The 15693-nt window shown below is 66.8% G+C and carries 11 protein-coding genes; 4 read left to right on the top strand and 7 right to left on the bottom strand.

What is annotated here, in order from left to right:
• Positions 1–46 precede the first annotated feature (46 nt).
• The 4 genes from CXY74_RS04045 to CXY74_RS04030 all read right to left on the bottom strand — a co-directional run bounded on the left by CXY74_RS04045 (position 47) and on the right by CXY74_RS04030 (position 8624).
• Positions 47–1036 carry an NAD(P)-dependent oxidoreductase gene (locus CXY74_RS04045; RefSeq protein ID WP_104199233.1) on the bottom strand — a complete coding sequence of 330 codons (990 nt, stop codon included), beginning with the start codon at positions 1034–1036 and terminating at the stop codon, positions 47–49.
• Positions 1033–3897 (bottom strand): alpha/beta fold hydrolase, encoded by a 2865-nt coding sequence (locus CXY74_RS04040; protein WP_233193210.1) that lies wholly within the window; start codon positions 3895–3897, stop codon positions 1033–1035. The genes CXY74_RS04045 and CXY74_RS04040 overlap by 4 nt, the downstream gene beginning before the upstream one ends.
• A gap of 2 nt (positions 3898–3899) precedes the next feature.
• A complete protein-coding gene (locus CXY74_RS04035; protein ID WP_233193205.1) occupies positions 3900–4862 on the bottom strand; it encodes a 3-oxoacyl-ACP synthase III in 963 nt (320 codons plus the stop codon).
• 180 nt (positions 4863–5042) lie between these two features.
• Positions 5043–8624, bottom strand: a complete 3582-nt coding sequence (locus CXY74_RS04030) for a bifunctional proline dehydrogenase/L-glutamate gamma-semialdehyde dehydrogenase (RefSeq protein ID WP_104199286.1) — start codon at positions 8622–8624, stop codon at positions 5043–5045.
• Between the two features lie 157 nt (positions 8625–8781).
• On the opposite strand from CXY74_RS04030, the gene CXY74_RS04025 reads away from it, so the two are divergent.
• On the top strand, positions 8782–9741 hold the full coding sequence (locus tag CXY74_RS04025; protein WP_104199232.1) for a LysR family transcriptional regulator: 960 nt from the start codon (positions 8782–8784) through the stop codon (positions 9739–9741).
• A gap of 64 nt (positions 9742–9805) precedes the next feature.
• Here the strand turns inward: CXY74_RS04025 and CXY74_RS04020 are convergent, their stop codons facing one another.
• On the bottom strand, positions 9806–13522 hold the full coding sequence (locus CXY74_RS04020; protein WP_104199231.1) for a choice-of-anchor I family protein: 3717 nt from the start codon (positions 13520–13522) through the stop codon (positions 9806–9808).
• A gap of 104 nt (positions 13523–13626) precedes the next feature.
• Here CXY74_RS04020 and CXY74_RS18170 point away from each other — a divergent pair, with 104 nt between their 5' ends.
• Positions 13627–13752: a hypothetical protein gene (locus tag CXY74_RS18170; protein WP_255409511.1), complete on the top strand. Its 126-nt coding sequence runs from the start codon at positions 13627–13629 to the stop codon at positions 13750–13752.
• 71 nt (positions 13753–13823) lie between these two features.
• Entirely contained in the window at positions 13824–14330 is a 507-nt protein-coding gene (locus tag CXY74_RS04015; protein WP_104199230.1) for an SRPBCC domain-containing protein, read from the top strand.
• 124 nt (positions 14331–14454) lie between these two features.
• On the opposite strand, the gene CXY74_RS04010 is transcribed toward CXY74_RS04015, so the two are convergent.
• A complete protein-coding gene (locus CXY74_RS04010; protein WP_104199229.1) occupies positions 14455–14877 on the bottom strand; it encodes a YkvA family protein in 423 nt (140 codons plus the stop codon).
• Positions 14874–15185, bottom strand: coding sequence for a hypothetical protein (locus CXY74_RS04005; protein WP_104199228.1), 312 nt, complete (start codon positions 15183–15185; stop codon positions 14874–14876). Before CXY74_RS04005 ends, CXY74_RS04010 begins: the two co-directional genes overlap by 4 nt.
• Before the next feature lie 225 nt (positions 15186–15410).
• Here CXY74_RS04005 and CXY74_RS18165 point away from each other — a divergent pair, with 225 nt between their 5' ends.
• Positions 15411–15662, top strand: coding sequence for an SDR family oxidoreductase (locus CXY74_RS18165; RefSeq protein WP_255409513.1), 252 nt, complete (start codon positions 15411–15413; stop codon positions 15660–15662).
• Positions 15663–15693 lie beyond the last annotated feature (31 nt).

Here is a 15693-nt window from a genome sequence, read left to right as displayed (position 1 = left end):
CCGGACGGGGCCCGGGCCCCGTCCGCAGTGGTGGGGATGGCGGGGGCTAGGCGACCGGGCGGTAGTGGGCGGCCAGGCGGGCGAATCCCTCGTCTAGCGACACCTCGGGGGTCCAGGCCAGGTCGGCGCGGGTGCGACGCTGGTCGAACCAGTGCGCGGTCGAAAGCTGCTCGGCCAGAAACCGGGTCATCGGCGGCTCATCCGTTCCCGGGCGAGCGCGCCAGATGGCCTCGATGAGCGAGCCGGCGGCGCGGGCAGCGGATGCCGGCACCCGCCAGGCCGGCGCAGGCACGTTGGCCGCGCCGCAGATTCCCGCGAGAAGTTCCGCAATCGGGCGCGGTTCACCGTTGGTGATCACATAGGACTGCCCGTGCACCCGCTCGGCGGCATCGAGCGCTGCGTGGATCGCGGAGGCTGCATTGTCGACGTAGGTCGTGTCGATGAGCGCCGCACCGTGTCCGAGCAGCGGCAGTCGCCCGTGGCGGGCACGATCGACGATCCGGTCGATCAGCTGGGTATCCCCGGGGCCCCAGACCAAGTGCGGACGCACCGCGACCACGCTGAATTCGGGAGCATCGGCGGCGAGCGCGAGCAGTTCGGCCCGCGCCTTGGTGCGGGCATAGTCGCCGCGAGCCTGCCCCGGCGCGGCCGGCAGGGCGTCAGAACCCATGATCGAACGGCCGGCATGGGCAACGGATGGCGAGGAGACGTAGACGAAACGGGAGACGCCGGCATCCGCTGCGGCCTGCACGACAGTGCGCGTTCCGCCAACATTCACCGCCTCGAACGCGGCCGGGTCGCCGGTGAGCGATACCTTTGCCGCGAGGTGCACGACCGCGTGCATACCGCTCACGGCGTAGGCGAGGCCGGCATAGGGGGTGTCGGCGGGCGTCGTGATCGAGCCGTGCACATCTTCAACGCCGGGCACGCCGGATGGCCGGCGTTGAAAGGTGCGCACCTCGTGCCCGGCCGCGCTGATGCGAGCAGCGACGGCACGGCCGAGAAATCCGCTGGCACCCGTGACGAGCACTCTCATGGCTTGACCCAGCGACCGCCAGAGAGGATCCCGGTGGCCCAGCGCGACAATCGGCTGCGGTCGATCTTGGAGTTGTGCCGAATGTCGGTCGGCAGGCTCGGAACCACGAGCACTGCAGCGACCGGTGTACCGACCATCGAGCGCACGGCAGCGGCGAGCGCCTCGGGTGCCCGGTGCGCGCGGCGGGCGGGCGGCACGGTTTCGAGTACGGCAACCTGCTGCTGAGTGCCGAGAGGGCCGACGCCGACGAACGCCGCACGAGAAACGTCGGGCAGGGTTTCGATGCGCTGCTCCGGACCGACCGGGGTGACGACGCCGTCGGCCGCCACGATAACGTGCGGCATGCGGCCCTCGACCCAGAGGCGGCCAGCACTGTCGAGATGGCCGACATCGCCGGTGCGGTGCCAACGTTCGCCCGACACTCCGCCACGCCGCGAGCCGCGCTCGGTGAGCCAGAGGCGGTCGTAGTGGTCCTTCACGTGCGGCGCCGATACCACGATCTCGCCGGTCACGTCGGGTTCCTCCGAGAGGTCACCGACGGATGCCCCACTCGCGTCGAGCGCGCTGATGCGGATGCGAGTGGTCGCGGTCGACCCGCCGACACAGACTCCGCCGGCCGGGTGCGCCGTCGAGTGCGCCGTCGAGTGCGCCGTCAGGTGCGCCGCCGGGTTCGCCGTCAGGTTCGCCGGGACCGACTCGCCGTCGTGCGCTACGGCCTGCACCGCCTTCGACTGTGCGACACTCGCAGCCGCGGCCCGGATGCCTTCGAGCGTGATGTCGGCCATGAGCAGGCCCTCGGTCATGCCGTATGGCGTGTGCGCGGTCGCTTCCGGCATGAGCGCTGCGGCCTGGGCGAGCAGGCTCTCGGAGATCGGCGCACCGGCCGAGAGAAAACGCTGCACCCCGGCGAGGGCAGCATGGTCGGCCGGCGTGAGCGCATCGGCGGTCGCGATGACGTTCACGAGGGCCGCTGGCGAGAGAAAGACGACCGTCGCGTCGATCGCGGCAACGGCAGATGCGACGGCGGACGCGGTGAGGGTCTTCGGCGCGGTGACGTCCATGTCGGGGGTGACCGAGCGGGCGCCGAGGGCCGGTCCGAGCAGCGCGAACGGGGCGAATCCGGCGACGAGGCCGGTGCCGACACCGACGCCGTACTGCAGAGAGAGAGCGCGGCTCACGGCCGAGAGCTGGCCGTGCGTGTAGACGACCCCCTTGGCCGGGCCGGTCGAACCCGACGTGAACAGCACGGCGGCCGCATCGCTCGGCGCGGGTTCGGGCGGAAGCCCGTCACCGGCGATGAGGCGGGCCTGGCCCAGGCTGATCAGTTCGGCGAGGGTGTGCTCGACGCCGATCAACCGGGCCATCGGGGCCGGAAAGCCTGCGACCGAAATTTTACGCCCCGGCCAACCGAGCGCGCGGGCGGCCAGGAGGCCGGGAGCGGCCCCGATGATGAAGTCGGGGCGGGCACCGCGCACGGCGCGAGTGAGGCCGGCCAGGCCGAGGCCGGCATCCGCTACGACGACGATGGCGCCGATGCGTACACAGGCATAGAGTACCGCGGTGAGGTCGGCGCTCGGCGGCACGAGCAGCGAGACCCGGTCGCCGGGTTTGACGCCGATGTGCACGAGTCCGGCGGCAATCTGCCGCACGCGCAGCGAGAGCAGTCGCCAGCTGACGGCGCGAGGGGCCGGCTGCATGTCGACGAGGGCGGTGTCGTCGGAGGCCTGTAATTCGTCGAGGTAATGCCAAAGCGGATGCGTCCCCGCCGCTGCCCACGCGGCAAGGTTCCCCGAGACGGCCGTCTCGCTCGGCTCGACCGAGACCGAGACCGATCCCGAGACCGCGCCCGAGACCGGGCCCGAGCTCTCGAGGGGAACGCCCACGACAGCATCGCCCAGCCAGAGCAGCGCGGCGGCGGCGTAGTCCGCGTCTTCGGCGAGCATATGGCCAGCGCCCTCGAACCGGTGCACGCGGGCGTGCGGCATCCGTTCGACCAGGTCGTCGAGGTAGCGGTCGCTGAAAATCGGATCGCGCGGTCCCCACAGCAGCAGAGTGGGCACCGTGACCGAGCGCACGCCCTCGGCGATGCGGTCGAGTTCAGCCCGGCTCTCGTGCGCGAGGGCAACCGGGATATCGGCGACGAAACCGCCGATACCGCCGCGGCGGGCGCTGGTTCGGTACGGCGCGCGGTAGCCGCGCTTCACCGCGGCAGACAGCGGCGGATGCGCCAGGGCCAGCGTCGTGGCGAGGAAGGCGGGCGTGGCAATGGTTGCCGGGCCGAGGATGCCGCGCCCGAGCGCGAGCCGCAGCGGCGCCGGAATCGGATCGCCGGCCGGCTGGTGCACCGCGGTGTTCAGCAGCATGACGCCGGCCAGCAGCTCGGGGTGATCGACGGCCCAGCCGAGGGACACCACTCCGCCCCAGTCGTGGCCGAGAGTGATCACCGAACCAGCCAGTTCGAGGGCGTCTGTCAGGTCGGCGAGGTCCTGCACCCGGCGGGCGAGCGGGCGAAACCTTCCGGTGCGTGCCGAGAAGCCCATATCGAGCTGGTCGACGGCGATCACGCGCCAGGCTGGCGCGCCCGACGCCGCGGCCTCCGTTGCCGAAGCCAGCAGGGTGCGCCAGAGGTAGGACCAGGTCGGGTTGCCGTGCACACACAGAATTGTGCCGACCGGAATCACGCCGAGCGCGTCAAGCTCTGGGCCATTGTCGAGCAGGTGCCAGCCGTGGGTCACGCCGCCAGCGCTGCCGCTCTCCGTGACCTCGATCAGTCGCGACCACACCGGGTTCAGTCCGGGCAGGCCTAACGGTGGCAATGCGGCCGGGTCCGAGATGGCGACGGGAAGGCGCCGGGGGCCCACCCTCACCAAACGAGTTCCATCATGGCGGTGTTCAGGCCAGAGCCGACGCCCATGAGCAGCACCCGGTTGCCCGACTTCAGCGTTGACGCCTCCTGCGCGAGCGTGATCGGAATCGACGCCGGGCCGACGTTGCCGAGGGTGGGAAAGGTCAGCGGAATCTTGGTCTTGTCCATACCGGTGGCCTTGATGATGGCGTTGGTGTGCACGCTTGAGACCTGGTGCAGGATGTAGCGATCCATGTTTGACCAGCTCCAGTCCCGTTTGGCTTCGGTCCAGGCCGAAACGACGAGTTCCATACCGCCCCTGAGCAACGCTTTCGCGTCGGTGAACATGCCGTCGACACTGCCAACGCACAGGTCATTGAATTGGGTTGCCGCGCGGGTGACACCGCCGAGGATGCGGTGCCCGCCGGGGTGCGCATCCGCCGGGCCGAGCACTGCGGCGGCTGCGCCGGAGCCGAGGGTGAGGCTCGCGAACTCGCTCATAAAGTCTTTGCGCTTGATGCCCGGGCGGCCGAGGCGTTCGATCGTGTTGGACTGAATCTCGTCGGCGTCTTCGCCGTCGATGATCACTGCGTACTTGATCTGGCCGGAGTCGATGAGCTGCGCTGCGAGGGTCATGCCGTTGACGAAACCGAGGCAGGCGTTTGCAATGTCAAAGTTGATCGCCGACGACGGCAGGCCGAGTCCGTGGTGGATGCGCACGGCGACCGAGGGTTCAAGGTGTTTGCGGGTGACCGAAGTGTTGATCAGCAGGCCAACGTCGCTGGGCTTGATGCCGGCCTCTCTCAACGCGATTTCACCGGCCTTGACCGCGGCGTCGTCGAAGGTCTCGTTCGGGCCCCAGTTGCGTCGCTCGTAGACGCCGGCCACGCGCTGCAGCAACCCGGTGGGCAGCTTGAGACGCGTTAAAACAGGCTTCAACCGTCGGTCGATTTCTTCGGACGTCGTAATGAGGGGTGCCATGAGACTGGCTACCGACAACAAAGCGACGTTGCGATGCGTCGTCGTCGCATTTCCGTTCAAGCGTCAACCCCTGTCGAATTGTGGACAGCGGTAATTATACGTCCCCTACCAGTTTGCCCCACTAATCACTATGCCAATAGCTCCTAACCGGTGCGCCGAGGCGAGGCGCACCGGCTTTTTTTAGATCACGCCCTGCGAGAGCGTGCTCGGGTTGCCGAACCGATGCGCGGTGATCGAGATGGCCTGTTCGCGCAGGAACGGCAGCACCTCGATGCGGCCGGCCTGGGTGACAGCGTTGGAATACACGGCAATGTCCGGGCTGCCGTTCGTGGCCTCAGCAAGAGCGGATGCCGCCTCTGCCGCGCCCAGCACCGGGTCACTGCCGATGAGACGCACGCGGCTGGCCGTGATTTTGCCCGAGCGGGCCCGGTCGAGCCACTCCTCGTCACTCTCGATGACCACCAGGGTCTCGCGCTCGGCGAGGATATTGCGCACGGCGGGCGGCACCGGAATGGCGCTGGATACGTCGAAGCGCGATCTGGACAGGGTCGCGGCGGCGATCACGCGCAGCAGTTGGGCGAGCGTGCCGGTTTCGGTCAGGCGTACGGTGACCGGCAACGCGCGGTAGCGGAACAGGTTACGCTCCACGCCGAGGTCGGTCGCGTCGCGCACGACGTTGAACTCCTCGCGCCAGGCCAGCGCGTCACTCACCGCCGAGCGGCGCAGTACGTCGAAGTCGGTGTAGTCGAGAAAAGGCTGGCTGGCCTCGATGATATCGGTGACGCGCTGCTCGAGGCCGCGCAGGTGCAGCGTCGAGCTGTTGCGGCCCGGTTCGTTGACCCAGCTGCCGAGGCCAAGCAGGTAGTTCGGTCCGCCGGCCTTGGTTCCGGCCCCCACTGCGGAGCGCTTCCACCCGCCGAACGGCTGACGCTGCACGATGGCGCCGGTGATGCCGCGGTTGACGTAGAGGTTGCCGGCCTCAACAGAGTCAACCCAGAGGGCCAGTTCGTCGGCGTCGAGCGAGTGCAGCCCGGTGGTCAGGCCATAGTCGACGGCGTTTTGAAAGCGGATGGCTTCTTCCAGATTGCGCGCGTGCATCACTCCGAGAACCGGTCCGAAGAACTCGGTGAGGTGAAAGTATGATCCGGGCGCGACGCCGGTGCGGATGCCGGGTGACCAGAGTTTGCCGGTCTCATCGAGCTGCTTCGGCTCGACCAGCCACTTTTCTTCAGCGCCCAGGGTTGTCAGAGCGTGCAGTAGTTTGCCGTCGGCCGGCGACATGATCGGGCCCATCTGGGTGACCGGATCACTGGCCGGTCCGACCTTGATCGAGGTCGCGGCGTCGACCAGCTGGCCGAGGAACCTCTCCGACTTCGCGACCGATCCGACCAGGATCACCAGGCTCGCGGCCGAGCACTTCTGGCCGGCGTGGCCGAAAGCACTCTTGACAACGTCAGCGGCGGCCAGGTCGAAGTCGGCCGAGGGGGTGACGATGACGGCGTTCTTGCCGCTGGTTTCGGCGAGCAGCGGGAGGTCCGGGCGGAACGAGCGAAACAGCTCGGCCGTCTCGTAGCCGCCGGTGAGAATGACCCGGTCGACCGCGGGGTGCGCGATGAGCTTAGCGCCGAGCTCTCGGTCAGGCAGGTTGACGAGCGCAAGAAGTTCGCGCGGAATGCCTGCCTCCCACAGCGCCTCGACGACGACGGCACCGGTGCGTTGGGCTATGGTGGCGGGCTTGACGACGACGCCAGCACCGGAGGCGAGGGCGGCGAGCATGCCACCGGCCGGGATGGCGGTCGGGAAGTTCCACGGCGGGGTGACCACGATGAGTTTGGAGGGCACGAAGATGGCGCCCTGCACGCGGTCGAGGTCTTTGGCACGTTCGGCATAGTAGTTGGCGAAGTCGATGGCTTCGCTCACCTCAGCGTCACCCTCGGTGATCGTTTTGCCGCACTCGCTTGCCATGACCTCGATCAGGCGGTCGCGTCTGGAAGCGAGCGCCAGTCCGGCGCGATGCAGTACGGCGGCCCGCTCGGCGCCGGTCTTCTGGCCCCACGCGGCCCCGGCGGCTAGCACGCCGTCGATGATGGAATTGAGGGCGGCCTCATCGGGAACTGCGGCGGCCTCAATGGTGTCGGTGCCGAGAACGGATGCCTCGGCGCGGGCCAGGATGCCGCGGCCCCAGGCCCGGTTGGCCGGTAGTGACGGGTCGGTGTCGGGCTCATTGCGGAAGCTCGAGTGTGTGGGAACCGATCCGCGGGTGATGCCGAGCAGGGCTTCGGTCAGCTGCGGGTCGGAATCGGAGGCGGTCTCGACGCTCTGGCGGCGGGCATCCGGGCGGGCGGCGGCGAAGCGATCGAGGTCATAGCTGCTCGAGCGGTCCTGCACGCGCCTGGGGGCAGGAACCCGGTCATCGAGCGCGTCGAGGGAGGCCTGAAAACGGGCCTTCTCGCGGTTGAACAGCTCCGGGCTGCTGGTCAGCTCGAACACGGCCGACATGAAGTTCTCCTGGCTCGCGTTTTCTTCGAGGCGGCGAATGAGGTAGCTGATCGCCACGTCGAAGTGCGCGGGGTCGACGACCGGGGTATAGAGCAGCAGCTGCCCGACGTCCTGCCGCACGGCCTGGGCCTGCCCGGTGGCCATGCCCAGCAGCATCTCGAAATCGACCCGGTCATCAACGCCACGAGCGACGCTGAGCAGGTGCGCCCAGGCCACGTCGAACAGGTTGTGGCCAGCGATTCCGAGCTTGACGGCGTCGGTATTCTGCGGGGTCAGCGCCCAATTGAGCACCCGCTTGTAGTTGGTGTCGCTGTCCTGCTTGGTCGAGAACGTGGCGAGCGGCCAGTCGTGCACGGCGGCGTCGACGTGCTCCATGGCGAGGTTGGCGCCCTTAACGAGGCGCACCTTGATCGCAGCTCCCCCGGCCGCGCGGCGGTTCTGGGCCCAGTGGGTCAGGCCTTGGATGGCACTGAGGGCGTCGGGCAGGTAGGCCTGCAGCACAATGCCGGCCTCAAGCTGGGCGAGTTGCGGCTGGTCAAGCAGCCCTTCAAAGACCGCGATGGTGAGGTCGAGGTCGCGGTACTCTTCCATGTCGAGGTTGATGAATTTCGGAGTAGCGGATGCCGCGGCGAACTCAAACAACGGCGTCAGCCGTTCGACCACCCGGGTGACGGTCTCGTCAAAGGCCCACATCGACAGCTGGCTGGCGATCGAGGACACCTTGATCGAGACGTAGTCGACGTCTGGGCGTTCGAGGATGCGCTTGGTGCCCTCGAGCCGTTCGCGCGCTTCCTTCTCGCCGAGCACCGATTCGCCGAGCAGGTTGATGTTGAGGCGGTTGCCGCCCTCTTTCAGATGAGCCAGTGCGGGCCCCAGCTTGTCGGGGGTGGCGTCGACGACGAGGTGGCCGACCATCTGGCGAAGCACCGTGCGGGCTGCAGGAATGACTACCCAAGGCAGCACCGGACCGAGAATGCCGCCGAGTCCGATGGCCGCGCGCATGGGCACCGGCAGAAAGCCGGGTGCCTTCTTGGCGACCTTCGCGAGGCTGTAACCGGCAACCATCTTGTCTTCGGGGCGCATGACGCCGTCCACGAAGCCGACCGTGAAGTCCAGGCCGTTGGGGTCCTTCAGCACGCCGGCGAGCCGCTCGGCCGCGGCATCCGCTGGGATGGTGGCGCTTTCGTCGAGCCATTTCTTAACGAGCTTGACGACCTCCGCGCTGAAATCCTCGTTGGCGGGGCGGGTGGAGGCGTTGGTCATGGTCACGAGACTAGTCTTTCGTTCGCGGATGGGGTGCTTTGGTGTGTCAAGTCTGGGACCAGCTTATATTTAGCAAAAGCAATTGTTTATGCAGGGTATTCGTTATAATTTCTAATGGTTTGGTTTTCGGTGGGCTGATGGGTGTAGGGAGTAGCACATGCTGGATGTCAGGCGGTTGCGGCTGCTGCGTGAACTGAAGATTCGCGGCACCCTGGCCGGGGTCGCCGCGGCCCTCGCGTACAGCCCGTCCGCGGTGTCGCAACAGCTCGCGCTGCTCGAAAAAGAGGCCGGCGTCGTATTGCTCAAGAAAGTCGGTCGCCGGGTGCAGCTCACCCCGCAGGCCGAGATTCTGGTCGAGCACACCACGCATCTGCTGGAGCGGCTCGAGCTCGCCGAGGCCGACCTGCGTGCCAGCACAACGACCGTGTCTGGCACCGTGCGGGTGGCTGTGTTCCAGTCGGCGGCCCTGGCCGTGATTCCGCGGGCGCTCACTTTTCTCACCGAGGAATTTCCAGCCCTGCGGGTCGAAGTGACCGAGCGTGAGCCCGAGCGTGGCCTGTTCGACGTCGCGGCACGGGACTTCGACCTCGTGCTGGCCGAGCAATATCCCGGCCACACCCGCGCGCACTGGCCCGACCTCGACCGGGTCAACCTCGCAACGGATGCATTACGGCTCGCGGTGCCGCCCGCGGAGAACTCCCGCGTTGGCGCCGACAGGCTCGAGGACACTGCCGGCCTGCCCTGGGTGATGGAACCGGTCGGCACCGCCTCGCGCCAGTGGGCCACACAACTGTGCCGTTCGGCCGGGTTCGAACCCGACGTTCGGTTTGAAACCGCCGACCTGATCGCACACATCCGCTTGATTGAATCGGGCAATGCCGTCGGGATTCTGCCCGATTTGGTCTGGGCCGGTCGCATGCCGGCCGTGCAACTGCACGATCTGCCGGGCACACCACATCGCACCCTGTTTTCGGCCGCGCGTCGTTCGAGTGCCGGGCGTCCCGGCGTCGTCGCGGTGCGCGGCGCTCTCGACCGGGCAGTGAGCAAGGTGGCCACGCTCACCGAATCCGACCCGCTCGAGCCGCCACGCCCGTTCGAGCCCCTCGCGCCGGTGTGACACGCCCACGCGATAACAGACGGATGCCCCGGCCACGAAAGCCGGGGCATCCGTCTCTCTGACGCTAGGCCGCCAGGGCCTGGCGCTTGCGGCGGGCCAGGATCAGGCCGCCGCCGAGCAGCAGGAGCAGCGCGGCGAGGCCAGCCGGGGCGAGTGACGCACCGAGCGCCGGGAGGGCGCTCACGCCACTCGCACCCGCGCCCGCGGACCCGGGTGCAACGACGGCGACCGCGATGCTGATCGGCTCGAGACCGATGGAGGTGATCACGAGCGTATGCGCCCCGACCGGCGTGTTGGTCGGGATCATCGCCGAGAACGTGGCAATTCCAGCGGCGTTGGCCGCGAAGGTGCCGAGGTTCACCGGTGTGGAGTAGAGCGTGCCGGTGATCTCTTGCCCGGGGTTCAGCCCGGAGACCGTGACAGTGACCCGCTCGCCCGGGGTGAACACGGCGTCGCCGACCTCAACACTGGCCCAGTCGGTGCCCGCCAGCACGGCGCGGCCAAGCGGTGCCGGGGCGACGAGTGCGTGCTGCTCGAAGTACGAGACAGTGGCGGTGAGATCGACCTGGCCAGTATCCGTAGCGTTGATTCCGGCGGCGAAGGTCGTGAATTTATCACCGCCCGCGGCGAGGAACGAGTTCGTCGTGACGCGAAAAACTGCGGCCGGGGAGATCGCCACACCGTTCAGGGACATGCCGACGATGTGCTCGCCCGGTGCGGCGTCGGGCTCGTAGAGATAGCTGAAGCCCTCCGAGACACCCAGGTGCAGCTTGGAACGGCTGGGCTGCCACTGCTCCTCGAGCACCGCGCGCAACTGGGCTCCGGTGAGGTCCATCGTGACGAGGGTGTTGGCGAACGGCTGCACGGTGGCGACCTCTTTGTACGTCACCTTTCCGTCTTCGCCGAAGCTGAGGTCGGTACGCACACCGCCAGGGTTCATGAAGGCGATCTCGGCCGGCTCGCCGCCAAAGTCAGCGTTCGAGGTGGCCCAGAGCTGAATGTCGGCGACGAGGTTGCCGAGGGTCGATTCTGAACCGCGATCTTCTGCCACACCCTTGTAGGCCCGGGTGATGTCGGCGCTGATGGCCCCGACTTCGACCGACCCGACGATAGCAGCCTCGGTCGCCGCATCCGCTACGATCTGCGCCACGGTCTGGTCGGCCGGGAACAGGCCGGTCGTCCCGTCGTGCAGATCGACGAGGGAGCTGGTCAGCGAGACAACCGCCTTGCTGACCGGGTCGACCACGATGTTCACCCGGTCAAGGTTCATGCCGTACTGGCCGCTCTGCATCACCGGGCGTTCGAGCCCCTCGGTCCAGCCGTCGACCGGGTAAGAGCAGTTGTAGGTGGCGTGGGTGTGGCCGGAGAGGATCGCGTCGATATTCGCCGATGCGCCGCGAATGAGGTCGCCGTACAGGGTGTCGGCGGCCCCGATCGCGGCGCAGTCGGTTCCGACGCCACCCTCGTGGGTGAGCAGCACCAGGACATCGGCTTCACCGTTGCCCGTGTTGCCGTCCTGCAGCTGCGCGGCCACCCGGTTGGCGGCTTCGAGCTGGTCGCCGAACTCGACGTCGGCGATGCCGGCCGGGGAGACCATCGAAGCGGTCTGAGCGGTGACAGTGCCGATGAAACCGACCCGTATCCCGTCGACCTCTTTCACCCAGTACTCACTCAGGGCGGGAGTTTTCGTGCCCTTCAGGTAGACGTTGGCACCGAGCGCATAGCGCGGGTCGCCAAACGATGACCTGACCCGGTTCTCGAGGTCGTCCCAGCCGGCGTCGAACTCGTGGTTTCCGACAACGGATGCGTCCAGCCCGGCTGCGAGGAGGGCGTCGATGGTCGGTTCGTCCTGCTGCGAGAACGACGTGAAGGTGGAGGCGCCAATGTTGTCGCCCGCGGAGACGAACAGGGTGTTCGGGTTCTCGGTCTTCAGCTGGGCGACGGCTCCGGCGAGCACGGCAGCGCCGGCCTCCTGGTTTCTGGTGTTGGCTTCGAGGCGACCGTGAAAGTCGTTGATGCCGAGCACCTGGATCTCGGTGGTGACCGGAGCGACGATGGTGTTGATCGAGAAGATCGTGGTGGTTCCGGATACCTCGTTGCCGACGGCGAGCATAGGCTCACCGGTGGGTGACTTCTCGGCCGAGATGAACGTGACGCCCTCGGGGCCGAGGTCACCAGCCGCCGACAGGCCGGTGATGGCATCGGCGGTGAAGTCACGATTGTTGAGGTAGGTCACGAACTGCGCGTTGGTCGGGTCGGTGATGTCGTAGGCCATGATTCCGCCGACGCGTTCGAGGCCGATGAAGGCGTAGGTGCGGCCGTCGATGGCGCCGATGGCGAGGTTCTCCGGCTCGGGGCCCTTGTCGTCACTGCGACCCTCGAGGTTGGACTCGCTGTGGGTGGAGTTGAAGTACGCGGGGTTCGCCGCGGCGGTGATGCGTTCGAAGTCGTCTCCGGAGTCGAAGGCCTGCGTGCCGTTCGTGTTCCAGATGGAGAACGAGCGCGAGCCGAAGGAGTAGAGCTCGTCGTAGCAGCTGTTAGTGGCGTTGAAACCGTTTTCCATGGTCACATTCAGGCGCCCGAGGTCGGCGTCGGTGTTTTTGCCGAAGAGCGGGCTGTCGGCGCAGATCGTGAGAGTGCTGGCACGCGTACCCTCCACGTAGTCACCCCACTCGCGGGCATCACCCTCGTTGGCGGTGACCAGGTAGGTGGCGTCCGACCCGGTGGAAGCATCCGTCGCCGTGTACGCGTTCATGCCGTCGGGCATGTACACGCCGTTGAGTCCTTCGTAGTTCTGGATGTTGACCGTCGAGTCCCTGTCGGAAGCGTCGATTCCCTTGCCTTCGACTCCATGGTCTTGGAAGCCGAGCGGCCAGACATCGGTGATTTTCGCTGTGGCCAGGTCGACGACGGCGACGGCGTTGGCCTCCTGCAGGGCAACGTAGGCGGTGACTCCGTCAATCGCTACATATTCGGGTTCGAGGTTTGCCGAGATCGGGAACGCCGTGTTGACCGTCGGGCCGAAGACGCGCACGTCCTCGTGCAACGTCCTGCCGCCGTTGGCTTCGTAGGCGTGAAAATCGGCCGTCGTAACGGCAGACTGTGCCGGTGCGGCCAGCGTGCCGGGCAGTGTGACGACGCTCACGGAACCTTCGGGGTCGATCGTGTAGGCGTCGTTCGGCTCACCCTCGTTGGCCACGACGGCGTAGCTGCCGTCGGCCGAGATGCTGACCATGTCGGGCAGGGCTCCCACCGTGACGGCACCGAGAATTGTGGGCGCCGCGGCGGTGGCATCGAAGAAGACGAGCCAGCCGGTATCCGTTTTGGTGGGCGATTCGATGGCCATCGCGCCGAGGCCGTCGGTGCGCACGGCCACGGAGTTGGCGGTTGACCCGGCCGGGATGAGCTCACTGCCGCCATTGATCGGGGCACCCTCAGCGTTGAGGGCGAACAGCTTGGTCGGCGTGGTGGCATCGGTGATGCTCAGCACATCGACGGCGCCCTGTTCGGCATTCACCACGAAGAGTCGCTTACTGCCGGCGTGGTAGGTGACGATTTCGGCGGCTGACTTGTCGAACGTGCCGGTCTCGTAGCTGCCGAGCGGCGCCATCTCGAAGTAGGGGTCGGTTCCGTTCGCGGTAATAGGCGCCGTGACGATGGCAGCGGATGCCGTCGGCACCGCCGACACGAGGGGCGCGGCCGCGAGCGCGGCGCAGGCAACGACAGCCGCCATGGTGACTATGGGAACTCGGCGTCGGGCGGGGCGTCTCAAGGCGCTCATGCGGTGATCCTCCTGGGAACAGACATTGGATGCCTCTGTGTAGCGTTCCCAGGTGTCTGGCAGGTGAATACGAGGTGACTCCACGCCCTCGATAGGCTCTGGTCATGACGGATGCCGCCGGTCACCCCCGCATCGAAACCCAAATCGGTGGGGCCGGAGCCCGTCGCTGCCGCGGGGTCAGTGGACCGGGCGGCCACAACGCCGCCATGGCCGTTCCGGAGGGCCTCTGACATATAGCCGAGGGGCGCAAAGTGGCCTAGCCTGAGGTAAGACTCGCGTTTCACCCACAGTGGAGGTCACCATGTCAGCCAAGCCCACCGGACGCCTCGTTCACCGCGAGGACGGCCTGTATCTCATGCTGAATCGGTTGTTCAACGCGCCGATCGAAAAAGTGTGGGCGAGCCTGACCCGCCCGGCCGAGCTCGAGAAGTGGATCGGCACTTACACCGGTTCACCGGCCACCGGCGCCGTCAAGTTCAGGATGACGGCGGAGCCGGACGCCAAGTGGGAGTACGTGAGCATTCGCGAGTGCCAGGCGCCGCACCGCTTCAGCGGCGATTTCGGCGAGGGCGAGGATTCCTGGCGCGCGCTGTTCCACCTGGTCGAGGGCGACGGCATGACCAACCTCACGTTCGGGCAGCGCTTGCGTTCCCCCTCGGAGGTCGCCACGATGGGGCCGGGCTGGGACTTCTACCTCGATCGACTGGTCGCTTCCCGCGCCGGCCTGCCGTTGCCCGAGTGGGAGCACTACTATCCAGCGCACGCGCAGTTCTACAAGGACCTCATCGTTCCGGTGCGCACCGCCTGATCGGCCACTTCATGCTGCGGCAGCTTTTGGCAGTGGCGAGAAGCGCTCCGCAGAAGGTCCCTGAGGGGAACTGCCACTGGGACGCCTGCTCGGCGGGTTTCGGATCGTCCAGTGAACGCGAGCATTAGGCCGAGGGTTTCAAGCCAGCCAGTCGGAGCACGGCTGAGAGCCCTTCGGGGGTTCCCGGCCAATGTCGCTTGACCGCATCGCTGCCCGCCCGACGAGTCGCGAATCGTAGAGCGATCGCGACAACGATGGCGTCGTCGGCGTAACCGAGAACGGGTATGAAATCCGGAATTAGGTCGATCGGCGACAGCAGGTAGAGCAAAAGAACCGCGAGCCAGATTCGAACGCCGATCGACACGGTTCGATCGGCGGCCAGGCGTTTGAGTAGCCGGGCGACGTCGGGCGCGAGGCGCAGCAGATCACGAAGTGACGCTCCGCCAGGCTGCCGGCGTTGCTCAATCCAGAGAACGAGAACAAGAACCAGCCACAGCACCAGCAATCCGCCGAGCACGCTCAGGACAACGGTCCACCCGGTCGTCATGAGCTACCCCCGTTCAAACGAAAGATACTAAGGGCTTCGCGAGCCGCGTAATAGACGATGACACAACCCGCGAGAGGGTCGGCCCACCACCATCCGCGTGTCAGCTCGAGCACCAAGCCGAGGAGCACCGCGCTGGCGAGGAGACCGTCGATGAACGCCACCCGTCCTTCGGAGACCCGGGCCACCAAAGCCGCCACGGTCGCGAGGAAGGCCAGCACGATGACACCGATGGGGTTCCACCCCAGCGTGATCCAGTCGAGGGCCTTCCCCCGCCCAACGAGTCTCGCCGCACGATCGGTGGAAGTCATGCATTGATTCTCGCAGTCCGCGATCGGATTCGCCTGCTGACAAGACAGCCGCGGTTGCGCTGCAGTGAGGCATCACGGCCGTCAGAAAAACGACCGCGAGTGGAACCTTCCATCGAACTCGTAGGAAGTGGGAGATCACCTAGATATCGACACCCCGACTTGCGGACGAATGATTTTGTGGGTTGACAGAAACCACGTCTTACTCAGCCTCGCAATGCTCGTGCTCTGGTTGGCAAACGCAGTGATCCGAATAATCGTGATCGCGAACGCAGACGCGGGAACCAACGAAGGGCATGTTTTGGCCTCGTTCTCGCATTATCGAAAGAGGCCATGAACTTTTACAGTCGCTCTCTCGCCGCCGAAGTCGGGCCGAAAGGCGTGCGGGTGGTCAACGTCTTGCCTGGCTTGATCGCCACGGTCGGCGCCGCCGAGCACCACAGTGCGACGGCCGCCGAGCGCTGCGTTGGTTTTCTGTAAAACGAATCGGTGGTGTTGGACAGGTCCTTTG

Source organism: Cryobacterium sp. Y29 (assembly GCF_002929825.1).
In the GTDB taxonomy this organism is placed as follows: Bacteria; Actinomycetota; Actinomycetes; order Actinomycetales; family Microbacteriaceae; genus Cryobacterium.
This window is presented reverse-complemented; position numbering and strand designations above follow the sequence as displayed.